This window comes from Nocardia sp. NPDC051911 (genome assembly GCF_040681035.1).
GTDB lineage: Bacteria > Actinomycetota > Actinomycetes > Mycobacteriales > Mycobacteriaceae > Nocardia > Nocardia sichangensis.
Genome location: NZ_JBFAXY010000028.1, coordinates 72,078 through 86,838, shown reverse-complemented (window position 1 = coordinate 86,838; position 14,761 = coordinate 72,078). Strand labels below are relative to the sequence as shown.

15 protein-coding genes and 1 riboswitch are annotated in these 14,761 nt (G+C 69.8%); of the genes, 8 read left to right on the top strand and 7 right to left on the bottom strand.

Annotated features, from left to right (window positions below):
• Nucleotides 1-459: 459 nt before the first annotated feature.
• From AB0L97_RS28905 to AB0L97_RS28885, 5 genes are all read left to right on the top strand, one after another.
• The gene (locus tag AB0L97_RS28905) at nucleotides 460-855 is read left to right on the top strand and encodes a hypothetical protein (protein ID WP_355079285.1); all 396 of its coding nucleotides are present in this window, start codon (nucleotides 460-462) and stop codon (nucleotides 853-855) included.
• Between the two features lie 232 nt (nucleotides 856-1,087).
• Nucleotides 1,088-1,202: riboswitch (TPP riboswitch) on the top strand.
• Nucleotides 1,199-2,563, top strand: a complete 1,365-nt coding sequence (locus AB0L97_RS28900) for a cytosine permease (RefSeq protein ID WP_355079287.1) — start codon at nucleotides 1,199-1,201, stop codon at nucleotides 2,561-2,563. (Overlaps the previous riboswitch by 4 nt.)
• Nucleotides 2,564-2,584: 21 nt before the next feature.
• Nucleotides 2,585-3,418, top strand: a complete 834-nt coding sequence (locus AB0L97_RS28895; RefSeq protein WP_364435526.1) for a DUF72 domain-containing protein — start codon at nucleotides 2,585-2,587, stop codon at nucleotides 3,416-3,418.
• Nucleotides 3,415-3,921, top strand: a complete 507-nt coding sequence (locus AB0L97_RS28890) for an LOG family protein (protein ID WP_364435523.1) — start codon at nucleotides 3,415-3,417, stop codon at nucleotides 3,919-3,921. Before AB0L97_RS28895 ends, AB0L97_RS28890 begins: the two co-directional genes overlap by 4 nt.
• A 333-nt stretch (nucleotides 3,922-4,254) precedes the next feature.
• On the top strand, nucleotides 4,255-5,700 hold the full coding sequence (locus tag AB0L97_RS28885; RefSeq protein WP_364435520.1) for an alpha/beta fold hydrolase: 1,446 nt from the start codon (nucleotides 4,255-4,257) through the stop codon (nucleotides 5,698-5,700).
• Here the strand turns inward: AB0L97_RS28885 and AB0L97_RS28880 are convergent.
• The 6 genes from AB0L97_RS28880 to AB0L97_RS28855 form a co-directional block, all read right to left on the bottom strand.
• A complete protein-coding gene (locus AB0L97_RS28880) occupies nucleotides 5,697-6,020 on the bottom strand; it encodes a CopG family transcriptional regulator (RefSeq protein WP_364435517.1) in 324 nt (107 codons plus the stop codon). The genes AB0L97_RS28885 and AB0L97_RS28880 overlap by 4 nt on opposite strands.
• Nucleotides 6,013-6,291, bottom strand: coding sequence for a hypothetical protein (locus tag AB0L97_RS28875; protein WP_355079297.1), 279 nt, complete (start codon nucleotides 6,289-6,291; stop codon nucleotides 6,013-6,015). The genes AB0L97_RS28880 and AB0L97_RS28875 overlap by 8 nt, the downstream gene beginning before the upstream one ends.
• 34 nt (nucleotides 6,292-6,325) lie before the next feature.
• Nucleotides 6,326-7,909 (bottom strand): DUF4173 domain-containing protein, encoded by a 1,584-nt coding sequence (locus AB0L97_RS28870; protein ID WP_364435513.1) that lies wholly within the window; start codon nucleotides 7,907-7,909, stop codon nucleotides 6,326-6,328.
• Between the two features lie 172 nt (nucleotides 7,910-8,081).
• Complete coding sequence (locus AB0L97_RS28865; RefSeq protein ID WP_364435510.1) at nucleotides 8,082-9,182, bottom strand: ATP-binding protein; 1,101 nt, start codon at nucleotides 9,180-9,182, stop codon at nucleotides 8,082-8,084.
• Complete coding sequence (locus AB0L97_RS28860) at nucleotides 9,179-9,874, bottom strand: response regulator transcription factor (RefSeq protein ID WP_364435507.1); 696 nt, start codon at nucleotides 9,872-9,874, stop codon at nucleotides 9,179-9,181. The genes AB0L97_RS28865 and AB0L97_RS28860 overlap by 4 nt, the downstream gene beginning before the upstream one ends.
• Nucleotides 9,875-9,958: 84 nt before the next feature.
• Complete coding sequence (locus tag AB0L97_RS28855; RefSeq protein ID WP_356968407.1) at nucleotides 9,959-10,408, bottom strand: MarR family winged helix-turn-helix transcriptional regulator; 450 nt, start codon at nucleotides 10,406-10,408, stop codon at nucleotides 9,959-9,961.
• Between the two features lie 154 nt (nucleotides 10,409-10,562).
• Here AB0L97_RS28855 and AB0L97_RS28850 point away from each other — a divergent pair, with 154 nt between their 5' ends.
• The gene (locus AB0L97_RS28850) at nucleotides 10,563-11,999 is read left to right on the top strand and encodes an MFS transporter (RefSeq protein WP_364435502.1); all 1,437 of its coding nucleotides are present in this window, start codon (nucleotides 10,563-10,565) and stop codon (nucleotides 11,997-11,999) included.
• A gap of 20 nt (nucleotides 12,000-12,019) precedes the next feature.
• Here AB0L97_RS28850 and AB0L97_RS28845 read toward each other — a convergent pair whose 3' ends face one another.
• The gene (locus tag AB0L97_RS28845; protein WP_364435499.1) at nucleotides 12,020-13,156 is read right to left on the bottom strand and encodes a lipase family protein; all 1,137 of its coding nucleotides are present in this window, start codon (nucleotides 13,154-13,156) and stop codon (nucleotides 12,020-12,022) included.
• Between the two features lie 118 nt (nucleotides 13,157-13,274).
• Here AB0L97_RS28845 and AB0L97_RS28840 point away from each other — a divergent pair, with 118 nt between their 5' ends.
• Together AB0L97_RS28840 and AB0L97_RS28835 are read left to right on the top strand one after the other, a co-directional pair.
• Nucleotides 13,275-13,904 (top strand): TetR family transcriptional regulator, encoded by a 630-nt coding sequence (locus AB0L97_RS28840; protein WP_356968413.1) that lies wholly within the window; start codon nucleotides 13,275-13,277, stop codon nucleotides 13,902-13,904.
• Nucleotides 13,905-13,969: 65 nt separating this feature from the next.
• On the top strand, nucleotides 13,970-14,683 hold the full coding sequence (locus tag AB0L97_RS28835) for an endonuclease/exonuclease/phosphatase family protein (RefSeq protein WP_356968415.1): 714 nt from the start codon (nucleotides 13,970-13,972) through the stop codon (nucleotides 14,681-14,683).
• Nucleotides 14,684-14,761: the final 78 nt, after the last annotated feature.

Here is a 14,761-nt window from a genome sequence, read left to right as displayed (position 1 = left end):
GCACGGCGAGCGCGGGCGCACTCGGCGCGGATCGTCGCGGCGTCGTCCGGTCCATACGGCGCACCACTGCGACGCATCGTCCCGACCGCGCAGCGGATCGACACACAGGATGGTCGCGTAGGTAGAACGCGGGCATCGGTAGCCGCGCATGACCTGCGATGATGCTACTGCTCCGCTGCACCGCAACCTGATTCGAGACGGCTCGACGCACGGTCGTCCTCGCCCGGCCGACATGGCCACCGACGGACGTTCACCGGCGGCGCCGCGCGGGCACGCGAATCCCTCTGGGACGCTGGGTATTCGCTACAGAACGCAGGACCGACGGACGCGTCCGCTCCGAAACGGCGGCCCGGCCGCGCGCCCGCATCCCCGGGAGCACAAGCACTTCGACGTGCAAGTGGCTGGTGTATAACTTCCATCGGCCCGGTCGACTCCACCGACAAGCGATAGCGAGAAACGATGCACGGTTACCTGAACCAGGTGTCCCAGAGCACGACCCCCTCCGGCTATCCCACGCGCGAGCCCGAGACCCGTGCCGTCACGCCGCCGCGCACCGCGGATCTCGTCGTCAGCGCGCTGTTGTGGTTCCTGCCCGCGACGCTGGCGGCGATGTCGACGATCCTCGCGCCGTGGTTCCTGATGGCGGGCGGCATCTGCGAGTCCAAGCCGGAGTGCCGGGTCGACACCAGCGCGGGCGTCTGGATCATGGTCGGCGGCGGAATCGTGGGCTTCGCCCTGGGCGCGTTGCTGTCGGTGCTGGCGGCCCGGCAGGGACGGGCGATGTTCCCTGGCGCGTTGGTCGGTGCGGTGCTGGTCCTGCTCGCGTGGTTCGCCGCCTCGTTCCTCATGGGCTGAACCGCGCGTCGGCAGCCGCCGCGACGGACCCGTGACCGCGCGGCGCTCGGGGGGTCAGTTTGCGTCGTAGATGCCCTGACAAAGGGCCGACGCGGTGGTGCGCACCCGCTCGTCGGTTTAGTGCGCGAAGCGATCCGGGGCCATAGGAACTCGCCACTGCGCCGCGGACCTCGGGCCGCTTTGTTCTCGTTCCCAACTCACGAAACTGGCGCGGGTGTACTATTCGCCGGAATCACCCCACCGCGGGAGCTCGGGCACGGCCGGGCTGAGAGGGCGGACCGCACGCGTCGCCGACCGCATGAACCTGTCCGGGTAATGCCGGCGTAGGGAGAGCGTTTCCGTCATGTCGTCGACCCGCGCGAGCGCGGCGCAAGAAGCCCCGCTCACCCTCGACCAGCCCGCGCCGAAAGTGCTCTCGTTCTGGGACCAGAGCGCGTTCTGGGCCAATCTCGGCGTCAGCCTCATCGCGTTCTCCGGCGCGTACACGGTGCTCGCGCCGAATGCCGAGGGCGCGGCGCAGATCTCGATCGCGGCGGGCATCCTGGCGACCGTCCTCGGCACCCTGGTGGGCGGGCTGATGCTCGGCGCCGCCGCGCTGACCGGCGCGCGTACCGGACAACCCGCCATGGTGCTGCTGCGCGGACTGTTCGGCGCGAAACTCAGTTATCTGCCGACCGTCCTCAATATCGCGCAATTGATCGGTTGGGGCACATTCGAGCTGATCGTCATCGGCGACGCGGCCGGGGAGTTGTTCGGCGGCGGCCCGCACTGGCTCTACGTGGTGGTCGCGGGCCTGCTCACGACCGTCCTCACGATATGGCCGCTGGGCTCGGTCCGTCTGCTGCGCAGGTTCGTGACCGCCGGTGTCGTGATCGCCCTGATCTGGTTCTACGCGCAGTTCTTCCGCGCCGGTCTGCCCGATCTGCGGGCGAACCCTGGACCGAGCGGGAGCGGGCCGTTCGGCGTCGACTGGAACCTCTTCTGGGTCGCCACCGATGCCGCCTTGGCCGTCTCGATCTCGTGGGTTCCGGTCGCCGCCGACTACACCCGGCACTCCCGCACCGGCCGCTCGGCGTTCGGCGCGGCCAGCGGCGCGTACGCGCTCACCCAGATCATCGCCTACGTCCTCGGCCTGTTCGCGCTGGCGCTGGCAACCGGCGCAGGCGGGCCGTACGCACCGTTCCTGCAGGTGAGCCTCGGTGCGCTGTTCTTCTTCGTCTTCGTGCTGCGGGAGGCGGACCAATCGTTCGCCAATGTGTACTCCACCGCCGTGTCGATCCAGAACCTCGCGCCGCGCGTCGACCGCAGAGTGCTCTCGATCGGCCTCGGCGCCCTGATCACGGTGCTGGCCCTGCGGTTGGACATGAGCAACTATTTCGGCTTCCTCGGACTCATCGGTTCGGTGTTCGTGCCGCTGCTCGGCGTGCTGGTCGCCGACTTCTTCCTGCGGGCCCACCGCGAGTGGAACACCGCTCCCGACGCGCCGGCGCGGTGGGGCATGGTGGTCGCGTGGCTGGCTGGCTTCGCGGTGTATCAACTGATCAACCCGGGTGACGCCGGAGTGTGGACCGAGTTCTGGGATCGGGTTCGGCAGGCTCTGCATTTCACCGCGCAGGCGTGGATGAGCGCATCGCTGCTGTCGTTCCTGGCGGCGCTGGCGGTGGCCTGGCTGGTCGGCAAGGTGGCGGCGAGGACCGCATCGGCGTAGCGAATGCGCCACCATGGAGACATGGGCCAGATCAGGATCGGCACGTCGGGCTGGGTCTACCCGCCCTGGCGCGGGACGTTCTATCCGCAGGGCCTGGCGCACAAGCGCGAGTTGGCCTATCTCTCGGAGCAGCTCGACAGCGTGGAGATCAACGGCTCGTTCTACGCACTGCAACGCCCGTCCAGCTACCAGAAGTGGGCGGAGCAGACTCCGGACGACTTCCTCTTCGCGGTGAAGGGCAGCCGGTTCATCACACACATGAAGCGGCTGCGCGACGGAGACGATCTGCTGGCCAACTTCCTGGCTTCCGGCCCGCTGGCGCTCGGGCCCAAGTTGGGGCCGATTCTGTGGCAGCTGCCGCCGACCTTCCGCTTCGACGCCGATGTGCTGGACGCCTTCTTGTCCGGGCTACCGCGCAGCACCGAGCAGGCCGCCGAGATCGCACGGCGGCACGATCACCGCGTCGATCCCGCGCATACGAGCACCGACGCCGACCGGCCGTTGCGGCACGCCCTGGAGGTCCGGCACGACAGCTTCGTGACCCCGGCCTGCACCGATCTGCTCGGCCGCCACCAGGTCGCCCTCGTGGTCGCCGACGCGGCGGGCAAGTATCCGCTGCTGGAAGAAGTCACCGCCGACTTCGTCTACATCCGGTTGCACGGGCACGACGAACTCTACGTCAGCGGATACACCGACGAGGGTTTGGACATGTGGGCGGAGAAGATCCGCTCGTGGGCCGGATCGCTGGACGTCTACACCTATTTCGACAACGACGCGAAAGTGCGGGCACCGCGCGACGCGATGGCGTTGCGGGAGCGCCTGGCGTCGCTCGTGTCGCCACGGCCCGCGGGATGACGAAGGTGACGCGGCAGGTCGCGGTGTGCGGACCCAGGGAGTGCACGCGGCAGGAAGCGGAGTGGGCGCGTGCGGTCGGCGAACTCTTGGCGCGGGCCGGGATCACCGTCTTGTGTGGCGGCGGGTCCGGGGTGATGGCCGCGGTCGCCACCGGTGCCGCCGAGGTCGGTGGACTGGTGATCGGCGTGCGTCCGGACACCGACCGCGACGCGGTGTGTCCCGGGCTGTCGGCGGTGCTGTTCACGAACATGGGTGAGGCGCGCAACGCGATCCTCGTCGAGTCGGCGGACGCGGTGATCGTCATCGGCGGTTCGTGGGGCACGCTGTCGGAGGTCGCGCTGGCCCGCAGGCGTGGTGGCATTCCGGTTGTCTCCCTGGGCGGTTGGCAGATTCGCGACGCGAATGGACATCCGGTGGCGGCCACGGTGGGCGCGGCCGATCCGGCCGACGCGGTGCGCCGGGCGCTGGACGGGATCGATTCCGCACCGGCCGAGCCGACCTGAGGCCACCGATCGATCCGGGGCGGACGGCGCGGTGCACAAGAGGAGCCGACCATGCCTCGGGCGGCATGCACCGCGGACGGTCGTTGCGCCAGGCGTGAATTCGGCTCAACCGCCCTGCGCCGAAAATCGGCGCTGCGATTGCCTCTGTGGCCGGCGCGACACTGCGACTAGTTTTCCGGATTGCCGAATCGCCTGATGGGTGCGGTCGGACGTAGTCCGTCCTCAGCCCGCGCATGGCCGGAGCGAAGGCGGAGGTACGCCTGATCTGCGCTCTCCCAGATCTTTCCGATCACGCAATCTTGCGCATCACGCAAGTTTCGCTACCGTGGAGTCGTGGCATTCGTACTCGGCTTGCGCGAACGCAAGAAACTCGCCACCCGTGAGGCGCTCGGTTTCGCGGCGCTGCGACTGGCCGTGGAGCGGGGGCTGGACAACGTTCTCGTCGAGGACATCGCCGCGGCGGCCGGGGTGTCGCCGCGGACGTTCAACAACTACTTCGCGAGCAAGTACGAGGCCGTCTGCTCGGTGGCGGTGGACCGGGCCCGCCGGATCGCGGACGACCTGCGCGCCCGCCCGGTCGCCGAGCCGCTGTGGCCCGCGGTGATCCACGCCGTGCTGGCGGAATTCCGCGACGCCGAGCCACCCGATCCCGCGTGGACCGCGGGCGTTCGCCTGATCACCCGAGCGCCGCTGCTGCAAGGTGAGTACCGCAGATCCCAGGCGGTGATCGAGGGCGCGCTGGCCGAAGCCATCGCCGAGCGCACCGGCCGCCCGATCGACGCCGACATGTTCCCGAGGATCATGGCCGGCGCTCTCACGGCAGCGCTGTGCGTGGCCATCGACCGATGGGTCGATGCCGATCCACCCGTTCCCGCGCTACCGGTCATCCGGGAGGCGTTGCGGCAGTTGTCCCTTCTCCCAGGAGCGTTTCCGATGGATGTCCCCACCCAGCACACTCTCGCCGTCCCCGGCGCGACCCTCTACTACGAGATCCGCGGCACCGGACCGCTGTTGCTGCTGATTCCCGGCGGCAACGGTGACGCCGCATCCTTCGACGCCGTCGCCGAGCGGCTCGCCGACCGCTACACCGTGGTCGCCTACGACCGGCGCGGCTTCACTCGCAGCCCCCTCGACGGACCGCCGCACGATCGCGTGATCACCGACGGCACGGACGCCGCCACGCTGCTCACGCACCTCACCGACCAGCCCGCCCACGTCCTCGGTAGCAGTTCCGGGGCGATCGTGGCGCTCGAATTGCTGCGCGCCCGGCCGGAGCTGGTGCGCACACTCGTGGCGCACGAACCACCGCTGGCCACGCTGCTGCCCGACGGCGAGAAGTGGCTGGCCTTCCTGGACAGCATTCACGAGCAGAGCAAGACCGAAGGCACCTCCGCCGCCATGGCCGCGTTCTCGGCGGGCATCGGCATGCGGCCCACGCCGCTTCCCCCGCTCGAACAGCTGCCGCCGGAAGCCGTCGCGACAGTCACCAGGATCCAGCAGAACTTGGTCTTCTGGATGGAACACGAGCTGAGACAGTATCCCCGGTACGCCCCGGATCTCGCGGCGTTGCGCGCGTCGTCGGACCGGCTGGTACTCGGCGTCGGACACGAATCGAGAGACACCTTTCCCGGACTTCCGAACGCCGTACTCGCGAAGGAACTCGGCCTGGACCTTGTCGAGTTCGCGGGCGACCACGTCGGCTATCGCATGGCCGCCGACGAGTTCGCCGCCCAACTCGATCGCGTCCTGACCCGCGACACACCAGCCGCCGCGGACTAAGCCGACTGGCGCAGGGGATGCAGGGCGGCCAGCGCCCGCAGGGCGTCGGCGCGTGAGATGGGCTGGTCGTTCTCCAGGGCGGCCAGTTCCAGTTCGATCCAGTCGCGGATGAGCGCGGACATGGTCATGTTGCGCTGCTCGGCGGCCTTTTTGACCCGCTGGTGCAATTCCAGTGGGATGCGCAGCGACGTGGTGACGGTGACCGTGTCCTCGGCGCGCAACGGCGGGGGCAGCTCGGCCGCGTCGACCGGCGCGTCACTGTATTCCAGACCGGAGAGGAAGTCCCGGACGGCCTCCGGGTTCGTCGGATAGTCAGTCATCGGTGTGCTCCCAACGCTCGAGTTCGGCCACCTGGGCCTCGGTCATCTCGACCGCGCCCAGGATGTCCCACTGCCAGCCTTCGGTGCGGCGGACAGCGACGATGAGCGGCCGGCCCGCCTCGGTCCGGCCCCACACCGTCAGGACCGCGAGCTCGTTCCGGCCGTGCGCCTGCCGAGGCCATCGGCGGGCGCCCATGAGCACCTGCAGCACTTCACGCGGGTCGATTCCCACCAGCGACAACAGTGCCCACTCAGGCCAGTTATAACCCACGATCAGCGATAATACAAGTGTATTACAAGGAAGCTCACCGCGCTCTCGCCCGGGACAGATTCCAGCTCTGCCAGCTGTCCTCGCCCAGGTCGGCGCGCAACCTGGCACGTACGTCCGCACGCAGCGGCTCGGGCAGCCGTTCGGTCGCGGGCATGATGTCCGGCGACAGCGTCACCAGGTATTCGGTGTCCAGCGCTTTGCCCCGCTGCCAGCGATCGATGTTCTCCTCGGCGATGAGTCGCTCCGGGTCCACCACGGCCAGCGCCAGCAAGGTCGCCATGGCGGTGCCGAGCACGGCGCGCGGCAACCATGCCCGGCGCAGTCGCAGCACCGCGACCAGGACCAGAACGTAGACCAGGCCGAGCCACAGTTCACAGACTTCCACCAGCAGGCGCAACACCGTGAAGCCGTAGGCCCGCTGATAGGTCCACATCCGGCCGAGCGCCGAGGCGACGATCACCAGCGCCAGCAGGCTCACCGCCGTGAGCAGACCGCGCAGCCACCACCGGTCGGCGGGCGTGTCCTGGGCCGCCCAGCGCAACACGACAACGAGCACCGCGAGTGTCAGGACGGTGACGGCCGACAGCTGCCAGAAGCCGGTGCGGGCGTACTCGGCGTAGGTCAAGCCCGACGTCTTCCGGACATGCTCGTCGCCGCCGAACAGCACGACGAACTGGGTCACGACGAAGGCCGCGAACAGGATCGCGAGCGCACCGACCGGCAGTGCCCATTCCGAACGGCGCAGTGTTCGCCCACCCGCGCTCGCGGTGGCAGGCGGCGGCGGGCCCGCGAGCACGAACAAGGCACTGACCGCACCGAGCGCGACCACCGCGAACAGGACGATCCACCGCACCACCGAGGGGATGTCCAGGTCCGGCGTCACGGTCTCGAGCAGCGCGGCGAACATCGCGTCGGCGCTGCCGAGCAGCGGAACGAAGACCGCGAGCAGCGCGACGGTCACCGCAACCGACAGCCCGAGCCGCCGGGCCCGCGGCGTGTGCGCACCGCGCACCCTGGCGGTACCGGCGTACACCCACGGCACGGCGGAGACCGCCTCCAGGCCGAGCGCCAGGGTGTCGTAGAGGATGCCGTTCGCCGAGCGGCGTCCCACGACCGCCAGTGAACCGGCGACACACGCCGCGAGCACGCACAAGGCGAACAGCCAGCCCGCGGCGCGGACGGCGCCTACCGCGAGCAGGGCGAGCGCGAGCGTCGCCCACCACGCGCGTCCCGCGAACCGCGCTCTTCGCGCGTAATGCGATGTCGCCGCCGATCGTTCGGCCGCTTGTTCCGCGTCCCCTGTGCTGTCTTTCGTCGTGCTCGCCACGGCCCTGCGGGCGTTCCGGTCGACGAGGACGACCGCCGTCGCCGCGACCGCGGCGGCGAGAACCCAGCCGATGCCTGGCCGGTCCCAGTGGACGAGGATCGCCGCCGCCAGACCGGAGACGAGCGCGGCAGGCACCACCCCGGGAGGACAGACCACACGCCGCCACTTGGGTGGCCGCTGCCACGCGGTCGGGCCGCCCGGGCAGGGCTGGGCGGATCCGCCGGTCGGTGTACCCGCAGCGGCGATGCCTGCCGCCCGCATGTCCGATCCGGCGACCGGTGGATCGACCATCGCAGTGCCGGAACTGATTGCGGCAGAGATGGATTCGGTGCTCGACGCAGCAGAGGCCTCGGGTTCGGCCGTCGAGGCGGATTCGGGTTCGGGAGGCATGGTTCGTCCCTTCGATAGGCGTGCGGAATCACCCCGGAACCGTTCTGGTGGTCCGGGTCGGATGAGTGGCAGGTCAGCGCCCGGGCAGAACGACCCGGATACGGGAGCCAGGCTCGGCGACCGCGATGGTGCCGCCGTGCAGGTCGACCACCCAGCGGGCGATGGCGAGGCCGAGCCCGGTGCCGCCGCCCGTGGTCCGGCCGCCCCTGGTGAACCGGTCGAACACCCGGGCGCGTTCGGCGTGCGGGATGCCGGGGCCGTCGTCGTCGACGTCGATGACGGCCTCGCCTTGCGAGACACGCACGGCCACGCGGACTTCCCCGCCCGCAGGTCCGTGGCGGGCGGCGTTGTCGAGCAGGTTGAGCAGCACTTGGTGCAGACGCGCACGGTCGGCGTACACGCGGGCGGCGCCGGGCAGCACGTCGGTGCGGAATCGCACGCCGCGCCCGAGCGCGGCGGTCATGACCTCCGCTTCGGCGACGACGTCGGCCAGCAGCGGCGCGATCGGCAACTCCTCGCGGTCGAGCGGGAAGGCGCCCGCTTCGATGCTGGAGAGGTCGAGCAATTCGGACACCAGCAGGGTGAGCCGTTCGGTTTGGGCCAGTGCGGTGCGCAGGGTCGCCGGGTCGGGTTGGGAGACGCCGTCGACGAGGTTCTCCAGTACCGCCTGCAAAGCGGTGATGGGCGTGCGCAATTCGTGCGAGACGTTGGCGATCAGGTCGCGGCGTTGCCGGTCGGCCGCCGCGAGGTCGGCCGCCATCTGGTTGAACGCCTCGGCCAGTTGCCCGACTTCGTCCCGGGAACTCGCCCGCACCCGCAGGGTGTAGTCGCCGTGGGCCATCCGTTTCGCCGCCGCGGTCATCTCGCGCAGCGGCCTGGTGATGCCGTGGGCGAGGAACTGCGAAGTGAGCAGCGCGATCACCACCGCGGTGAGCGTGGTGCGCGGGGGCAGCCATCCGATCTTGAACCGGAAGAATCCGAACGCGACCCCGCCGGAGCACAGCATGAGGATGGCGAGCTTCAGCTTGATCGACTTCACCGGGTCCAGCGGCCGGGGCAGCAGCTCGGCGATCCGATCGCTCGCTCGGCGCACCCACCGCCGTTCGCCGTATTCCGCTCCCCCGACGGGTATTTCGCGTTCCACCTCCGGTGCGCTCTCGGGTTCGGTACTCATCGGGCATCCAGGGCGTACCCGACGCCGCGCACGGTGCGGATCAGGTCGGCGCCGAGTTTGCGACGCAACGCCTTGATGTGGCTGTCGACCGCGCGGGTGCCCGCCGCGTCGGACCAGTCCCAGACGTCTTCGAGCAGCCGCTCGCGCGCAAGCACCATGCGCGGGCGGCGGGCCAGCCGGGCCAGCAGATCGAATTCCAATGGTGTGAGCAGGGCCTCGACGTCCGCGCGCCAGACTCGGCGCTGGTCGACGTCGATTCGCAGGTCACCGACCAGGATCGTCGCGCCGCCGCGGTCGGCGGCCCGGTCCAGCCGGCGCAGCAGCGCGTGCACCCGGGCCGCGAGCACGCGCAGTGAGAAAGGTTTCGTGAGGTAGTCGTCCGCGCCGACACCCAACCCGACGAGCTGGTCGGTTTCCTCGGCGCGCGCGGTGAGCATGAGTACGGGCACCGGGCGGCGCGCCTGAATACGGCGGCACACCTCCAATCCGTCGAACCCCGGCAGCATGACGTCGAGCACCACGAGGTCCGGTCCGACGGCCTCGGCGGCGGCGACGGCCGAGGGACCGTCGTGCGCCAGGTCGACGGTGTACCCCTCCGCCCGCAGGCGAGCCGCGACGGATTCGGCGATGGTCATCTCGTCGTCCACCACCAGGATCCGCCGTGCGGCCTGCGCCGGTGCGCTGTGTTCCATGCACCGAACCCTAGCCACCGGCTGTGGAGAGATCCGGGCTCGATTGTGGAGATTTCGTGTGCATCCGCGCGGGCGCGCCCGCGTTCAGGGCCGGGGCCACGGACGCTTGTCGATGCGTTCGATGTCGGTGTTGAACCGCTTCAGGAATTCGGCGAACGCGGCGATGTCCTGCGCCGTCCAGTTCGCCAGGACGTTTTCGAGAGCGCGGACGTTGTAGGCGCGTTCGGCGTCGAGCTGGCGCCCGCCCTCGGCGGTGATCCGGAATTTGCGCGCCATGCCGCCGTCCGGATCCGGAATACGTTCGATCAGACCGGCTCCGCGCATGGCGGTGGTCTGCCGGTGCAGCGTCGAAGTGTCCAGGCCGAAGGCATCGCTGAGTTCTCCCACGGACATCGGGCCCTGTACCCGCAGCCTGCTCAGCACCGTGTAGGCGCTGCGGTCGAGGTGGCCACGCCCCCGGCGGGCCTTGGCGCTGAGGCTGTGCCGCCCCAGCAGCATGGTCTCGAACTCCACCGAAGATACGGGCTTGTCCACACAACGCTCCTGCCGATATTCGCCAGCTACGGGCTCATCTCCGCACCTATACCACACTCCCGCGGGCCGACCAGCACATTTGCATAGTACAACTCTTGTGCATCATGCAATTCGTATGTACTGTGCACAAGAATCGCAAGAGAGGGAGACCCGCGTGGCAGCACCATCGGCAGCTCGGTCCGAGGGCATCGTCGGCGTACTCGCGGCGGCAGGCATCGTCGCCGCACTGATGCAAACCCTGGTGGTGCCGTTGATCGGGGACCTGCCCCGGATCCTGGACACCACACCGTCCAACGCGTCCTGGGTGATCACGGCGACGCTGCTCGCCGGCGCGGTGGCCACCCCGATCACCGGACGCCTCGGCGATCTCTACGGCAAGCGCCGCATGCTGCTGGCGTGCACGGTTCCGCTCATCGCCGGATCGCTGGTCTGCGCGCTGGCGAGTTCGGTGGTGCCGATGATCGCCGGTCGCGGCCTGCAGGGCATCGGCATGGGTGTCGTCCCGCTCGGCATCAGCGCGTTGCGGGACGTCCTGCCCGCCGAACGACTCGGCACGTCCATCGCGGTGATGAGCGCGTCGATGGGAATCGGTGGCGCGCTGGGTCTTCCGCTGGCCGCGGCGGTGGCCGAGAACGCCAGCTGGCGCGTGTTGTTCTGGGGCTCGGCGGTGCTGAGCGCTGGTGTCGCCACGCTGATCTGGCTGCTGGTGCCCGCCATCCCGGCACGCGGCGGCGGCGGTTTCGACGTTCCCGGCGCACTCGGTCTCGGCACGGCGCTGGTGTGCCTGCTGCTCGCGGTGTCCAAGGGCGCCGATTGGGGCTGGACGAGCGGAACCATCCTCGGCCTGTTCGCGGTCGCGGTCCTGGTCCTCGCGGTGTGGGGCTGGTGGGAACTGCGTACCGCGGACCCGCTGGTCGACCTGCGCGTGACCGCGCGCACGCAGGTCCTGCTGACCAACGCGGCCTCGATCGTGGTCGGGTTCGCCATGTACGCGCAGTCTTTGATCATCCCGCAACTGCTGCAACTGCCGGTGGTCACCGGGTACGGCCTCGGGCAGTCCATGCTGGCGATGGGATTGTGGATGGCTCCCGCCGGCCTGGTGATGATGGCGGTCTCCCCGCTCGGCGCCCGGCTGTCGGCCGCGCGCGGGCCGAAGGTGACGCTCGCCGTCGGCAGCTCGGTGATCGCCCTCGGATACGGTTCGTCGGTCGTGCTGATGGGGTCGACCTGGGGGCTACTCGTCGTGACCTGCGTGTGCAGCGGTGGCGTCGGCCTCGCTTACGGCTCGATGCCCGCGCTCATCATGGGCGCGGTCCCGCTGTCGGAAACCGCGTCGGCCAACAGCTTCAACACCTTGATGCGCTCGATCGGCACCACGGTGTCGGCCGCGGTCGTCGGCGTCGTCCTCGCGCAGATGAGCACCCGCCTCGGTGGGCACACCATCCCCACCGAGGCCGGCTTCCGCACCGGATTGCTGATCGGTTGCGGCGTCGCGGTGCTGGCGGCGCTGATCGCGCTGGCCATTCCGGTTCGCAAGTCTGCCGCGACGCTGCCGGAGGCCGACCCCGAGCCCGCGGCCGCGCGCGCCTGAGCGCCGCGGCCCGCGCGGGGTCAGGCGAACAGGCGGGCGACGAACGGAATGCTGTCGGACAGCGAAGCGGCCATCGTGGCGCTGTGATCCTTGCCCGGATACACGTGGACCTCGGGCCGGACGCCGTGCGATTCCAGATCGGTGACCAGCTTCGCGGTCAGGGGAGCCGGGACGTCGGTGTCGTTGGTGCCCTGCCCGATGAACAGCGGCCGGTCGTAGCCCGTGAGCGGAACGTCCATGACGGAGCGGGCGGTGGCGACGAAATCGCCGTCCGCCAGCGGGCGCGAGAACAACCGGTTGACCGAGATCCCTTGCGCCCGCTCGGCCAGCGGCTGGAAGCACAGCGATTCCGCGGCGGTGGCCAATTGCTTGCCGACCGGGCTGAGGTAACTGTCGAGATCGAAGCCCGGTCGCGCCGCCCGCAGTCCGTTCATGACATACGCGATATAGGCGGTGAGGTGCGAATTGTCGATCGGAGGGGCGTCGGGCCCGAGGAACGAGGCGGCCTCGACGACATTGGAGGCGGGGCCGGTGGCGACCGCGCCGCGATAGTCCAGTTCAGGGGCGTACGCCGTGGCCAGCGAGGCGGTGAACACCGCGGCTCCGCCACCCTGCGACTGCCCGATGGCCACCCATTTCGACGACAGCGAATCCTCGACGGCGCGGGCCGCGCGCACCATGTCGATCCCGGCGTGCGCCTCGGCGCGTCCGTCCAGATACGCGTGCGGCCCCGGGGTGCCCAGACCGATGTAGTCGGTCGCGACGACGGCGTAGCCCTGGCGCAACCAGGTCGCCAGGTAATCCAGGTCGCGCTTGCTACGGCCGGCGGTCGACGGCGCGCATTCGTCGGCGAGGCCGACCGTCCCGTGCTCCCAGGACAGCACCGGCCAGCCACCGCTCGGCGGCGTCCCCGCCGGAACGAAGACCGCACCACCGGCCAGCGCCGACCGGTCATCGGAGGTCCTGGTCCAATACGTCAGGCGGCGGGCCGCGCCCGCGCCCTCGATCCAGAGCTGTTCGGGCAGCGCCTCGTCGCTGGCGACCGCACCCGGAGCCGCGCCCGGCCCCGTGGGGTCGGCCACGGCCGCCCCCACCGGCGGACCCGCGAAAAGCAATGCGGCCGCGGCCACGGTGATTCCTGCACGTCGCACCGACATGGCGCCACCTCTCGGTTCTCAATTTGGTGTCTCGTCGAGACACTGTAGCCCGATTTTCGGCTAATGTGTCACTTTGAGACATCAATAGGGACGACATCGCCGAGAGAGAATGCGGGGCATGACGGGTGTGAACGGTCCACGCGACCGCGAGAAGGCGCGGGTGCGGCGGGAATTGGTCGACGCGGCGCTGCGGCTGTTCGAGCTGCATGGGTTCGAGCAGACCACCGTGCAGCAGATCGCCGACGCGGTACAGGTCTCCCGGCGGACCTTCCACCGTCATTTTCCGTCGAAGCTCGCGGTGGTGTTCAGCCACGAGGAAGACCTCATGGCCCAGTTGCTCGCCGCTGTCGACCGACGCCCGGCGAGCGAATCGGTGCTGACCGCGGTGCGCGCGGCGCTGCGCGACTTCTTGCTCGACGAGCGGGACGCACCGTCGCGTGACCGCCAGGCGGAGACCGCGCGCCGAGCCAGGCAGCTGCTGGTCGGCAATCCGGAATTGCGCCGGGAGAACTTCATCGGGGCGCTGGGACGCCAGCGCGCGATGGCGCTGAACTTCGCCGCCCGCGCCGGGCTTCCCGCCGATGACCTGCGACCGCAGCTCACTGCCGCGGCCTGTTTCGCGGCCTTCGGTGTCGGCCTCGATCACTGGATGATGGGAGCGGACCACTCGATCCCGGCCTTGCACCGGGTCCTCGATCGCGCGATCGCGTCGCTCCAGCGGGGCATCGACATCCAGGGCGCCGGCTGAACGCGCGCCGGATCGGCACAGCCCGCGCCGCAACCTGTTTCAATCGGTCGCATACCATCGCGAAGGTGATCACGGTGGCCACTTGGAACGTCCTGCATCGCGTCCACGCCGAGAACTGGTACGAGGACGTCGCCACCCGCTGGCCGGACGAGGGCGCACGTATCGCCGAAGTCACCGCGCGGGTGGCCGAACGCACCGAGCGGATCATCGCGTTACAGGAGGTCAGCGGCGATCAACTGGCCAGCCTGCGAATGGCGCTGCCGGATCGAACCTTCCACGCGATGCGGTACCAGCGGTTGCCGACGCCGCGGCGCATGCCCAGCTCCTTGCTCGACGGCGGGGAGTACCTGGTGGTGCTCACCGCGGAGCCGAGCAGGGAGGTGACCGCCGAATCCTTCGCGCACGACCACGGCAAGGGCGCCCTCGTCGTCGACGTCGGCGGGCTGACGGTGATCGCCACCCATGTCACCGGCGATCGGCGGCGCACCGACCAGCTCGCCCGCCTGGCCGAACTCGCCACCGATGCCCCGGAGGACGCCGCGGTGCTGCTGGGTGACTTCAACATCGACCGCGCCACCGTCGCCGCCGGGTTGGGTGACCACTTCATGGTCGCCGAACATGTCGCGGGTGGGCTGCCCACCCGCCCGCGTTCCTCGGGAACGAAGTCGCAGCACATCGACCACGTGGTGGTCCACGGCGCGACCGTCACGGCGGCGTCGGTCGACGACATCGGCGGGGTGTCCGACCACAATCTCGTCCATGCGAGCGTCATGGTGTGAGTCGGCCGGGGTCCGCGTCGGTGCCGTCGTACTGCCGATGCCGGGCGGGCCACGAGTTCGGTGCCGCGGCGATTCCGG

Coding starts and splice junctions, on each gene's coding strand:
- AB0L97_RS28905 (WP_355079285.1), top strand. CDS start 460: ATGCACGGTTACCTGAACCAGGTGTCCCAGAGCACGACCCCCTCCGGC.
- AB0L97_RS28900 (WP_355079287.1), top strand. CDS start 1,199: ATGTCGTCGACCCGCGCGAGCGCGGCGCAAGAAGCCCCGCTCACCCTC.
- AB0L97_RS28895 (WP_364435526.1), top strand. CDS start 2,585: ATGGGCCAGATCAGGATCGGCACGTCGGGCTGGGTCTACCCGCCCTGG.
- AB0L97_RS28890 (WP_364435523.1), top strand. CDS start 3,415: ATGACGAAGGTGACGCGGCAGGTCGCGGTGTGCGGACCCAGGGAGTGC.
- AB0L97_RS28880 (WP_364435517.1), bottom strand. CDS start 6,020: ATGACTGACTATCCGACGAACCCGGAGGCCGTCCGGGACTTCCTCTCC.
- AB0L97_RS28870 (WP_364435513.1), bottom strand. CDS start 7,909: ATGGTCGATCCACCGGTCGCCGGATCGGACATGCGGGCGGCAGGCATC.
- AB0L97_RS28865 (WP_364435510.1), bottom strand. CDS start 9,182: ATGAGTACCGAACCCGAGAGCGCACCGGAGGTGGAACGCGAAATACCC.
- AB0L97_RS28860 (WP_364435507.1), bottom strand. CDS start 9,874: ATGGAACACAGCGCACCGGCGCAGGCCGCACGGCGGATCCTGGTGGTG.
- AB0L97_RS28845 (WP_364435499.1), bottom strand. CDS start 13,156: ATGTCGGTGCGACGTGCAGGAATCACCGTGGCCGCGGCCGCATTGCTT.
- AB0L97_RS28840 (WP_356968413.1), top strand. CDS start 13,275: ATGACGGGTGTGAACGGTCCACGCGACCGCGAGAAGGCGCGGGTGCGG.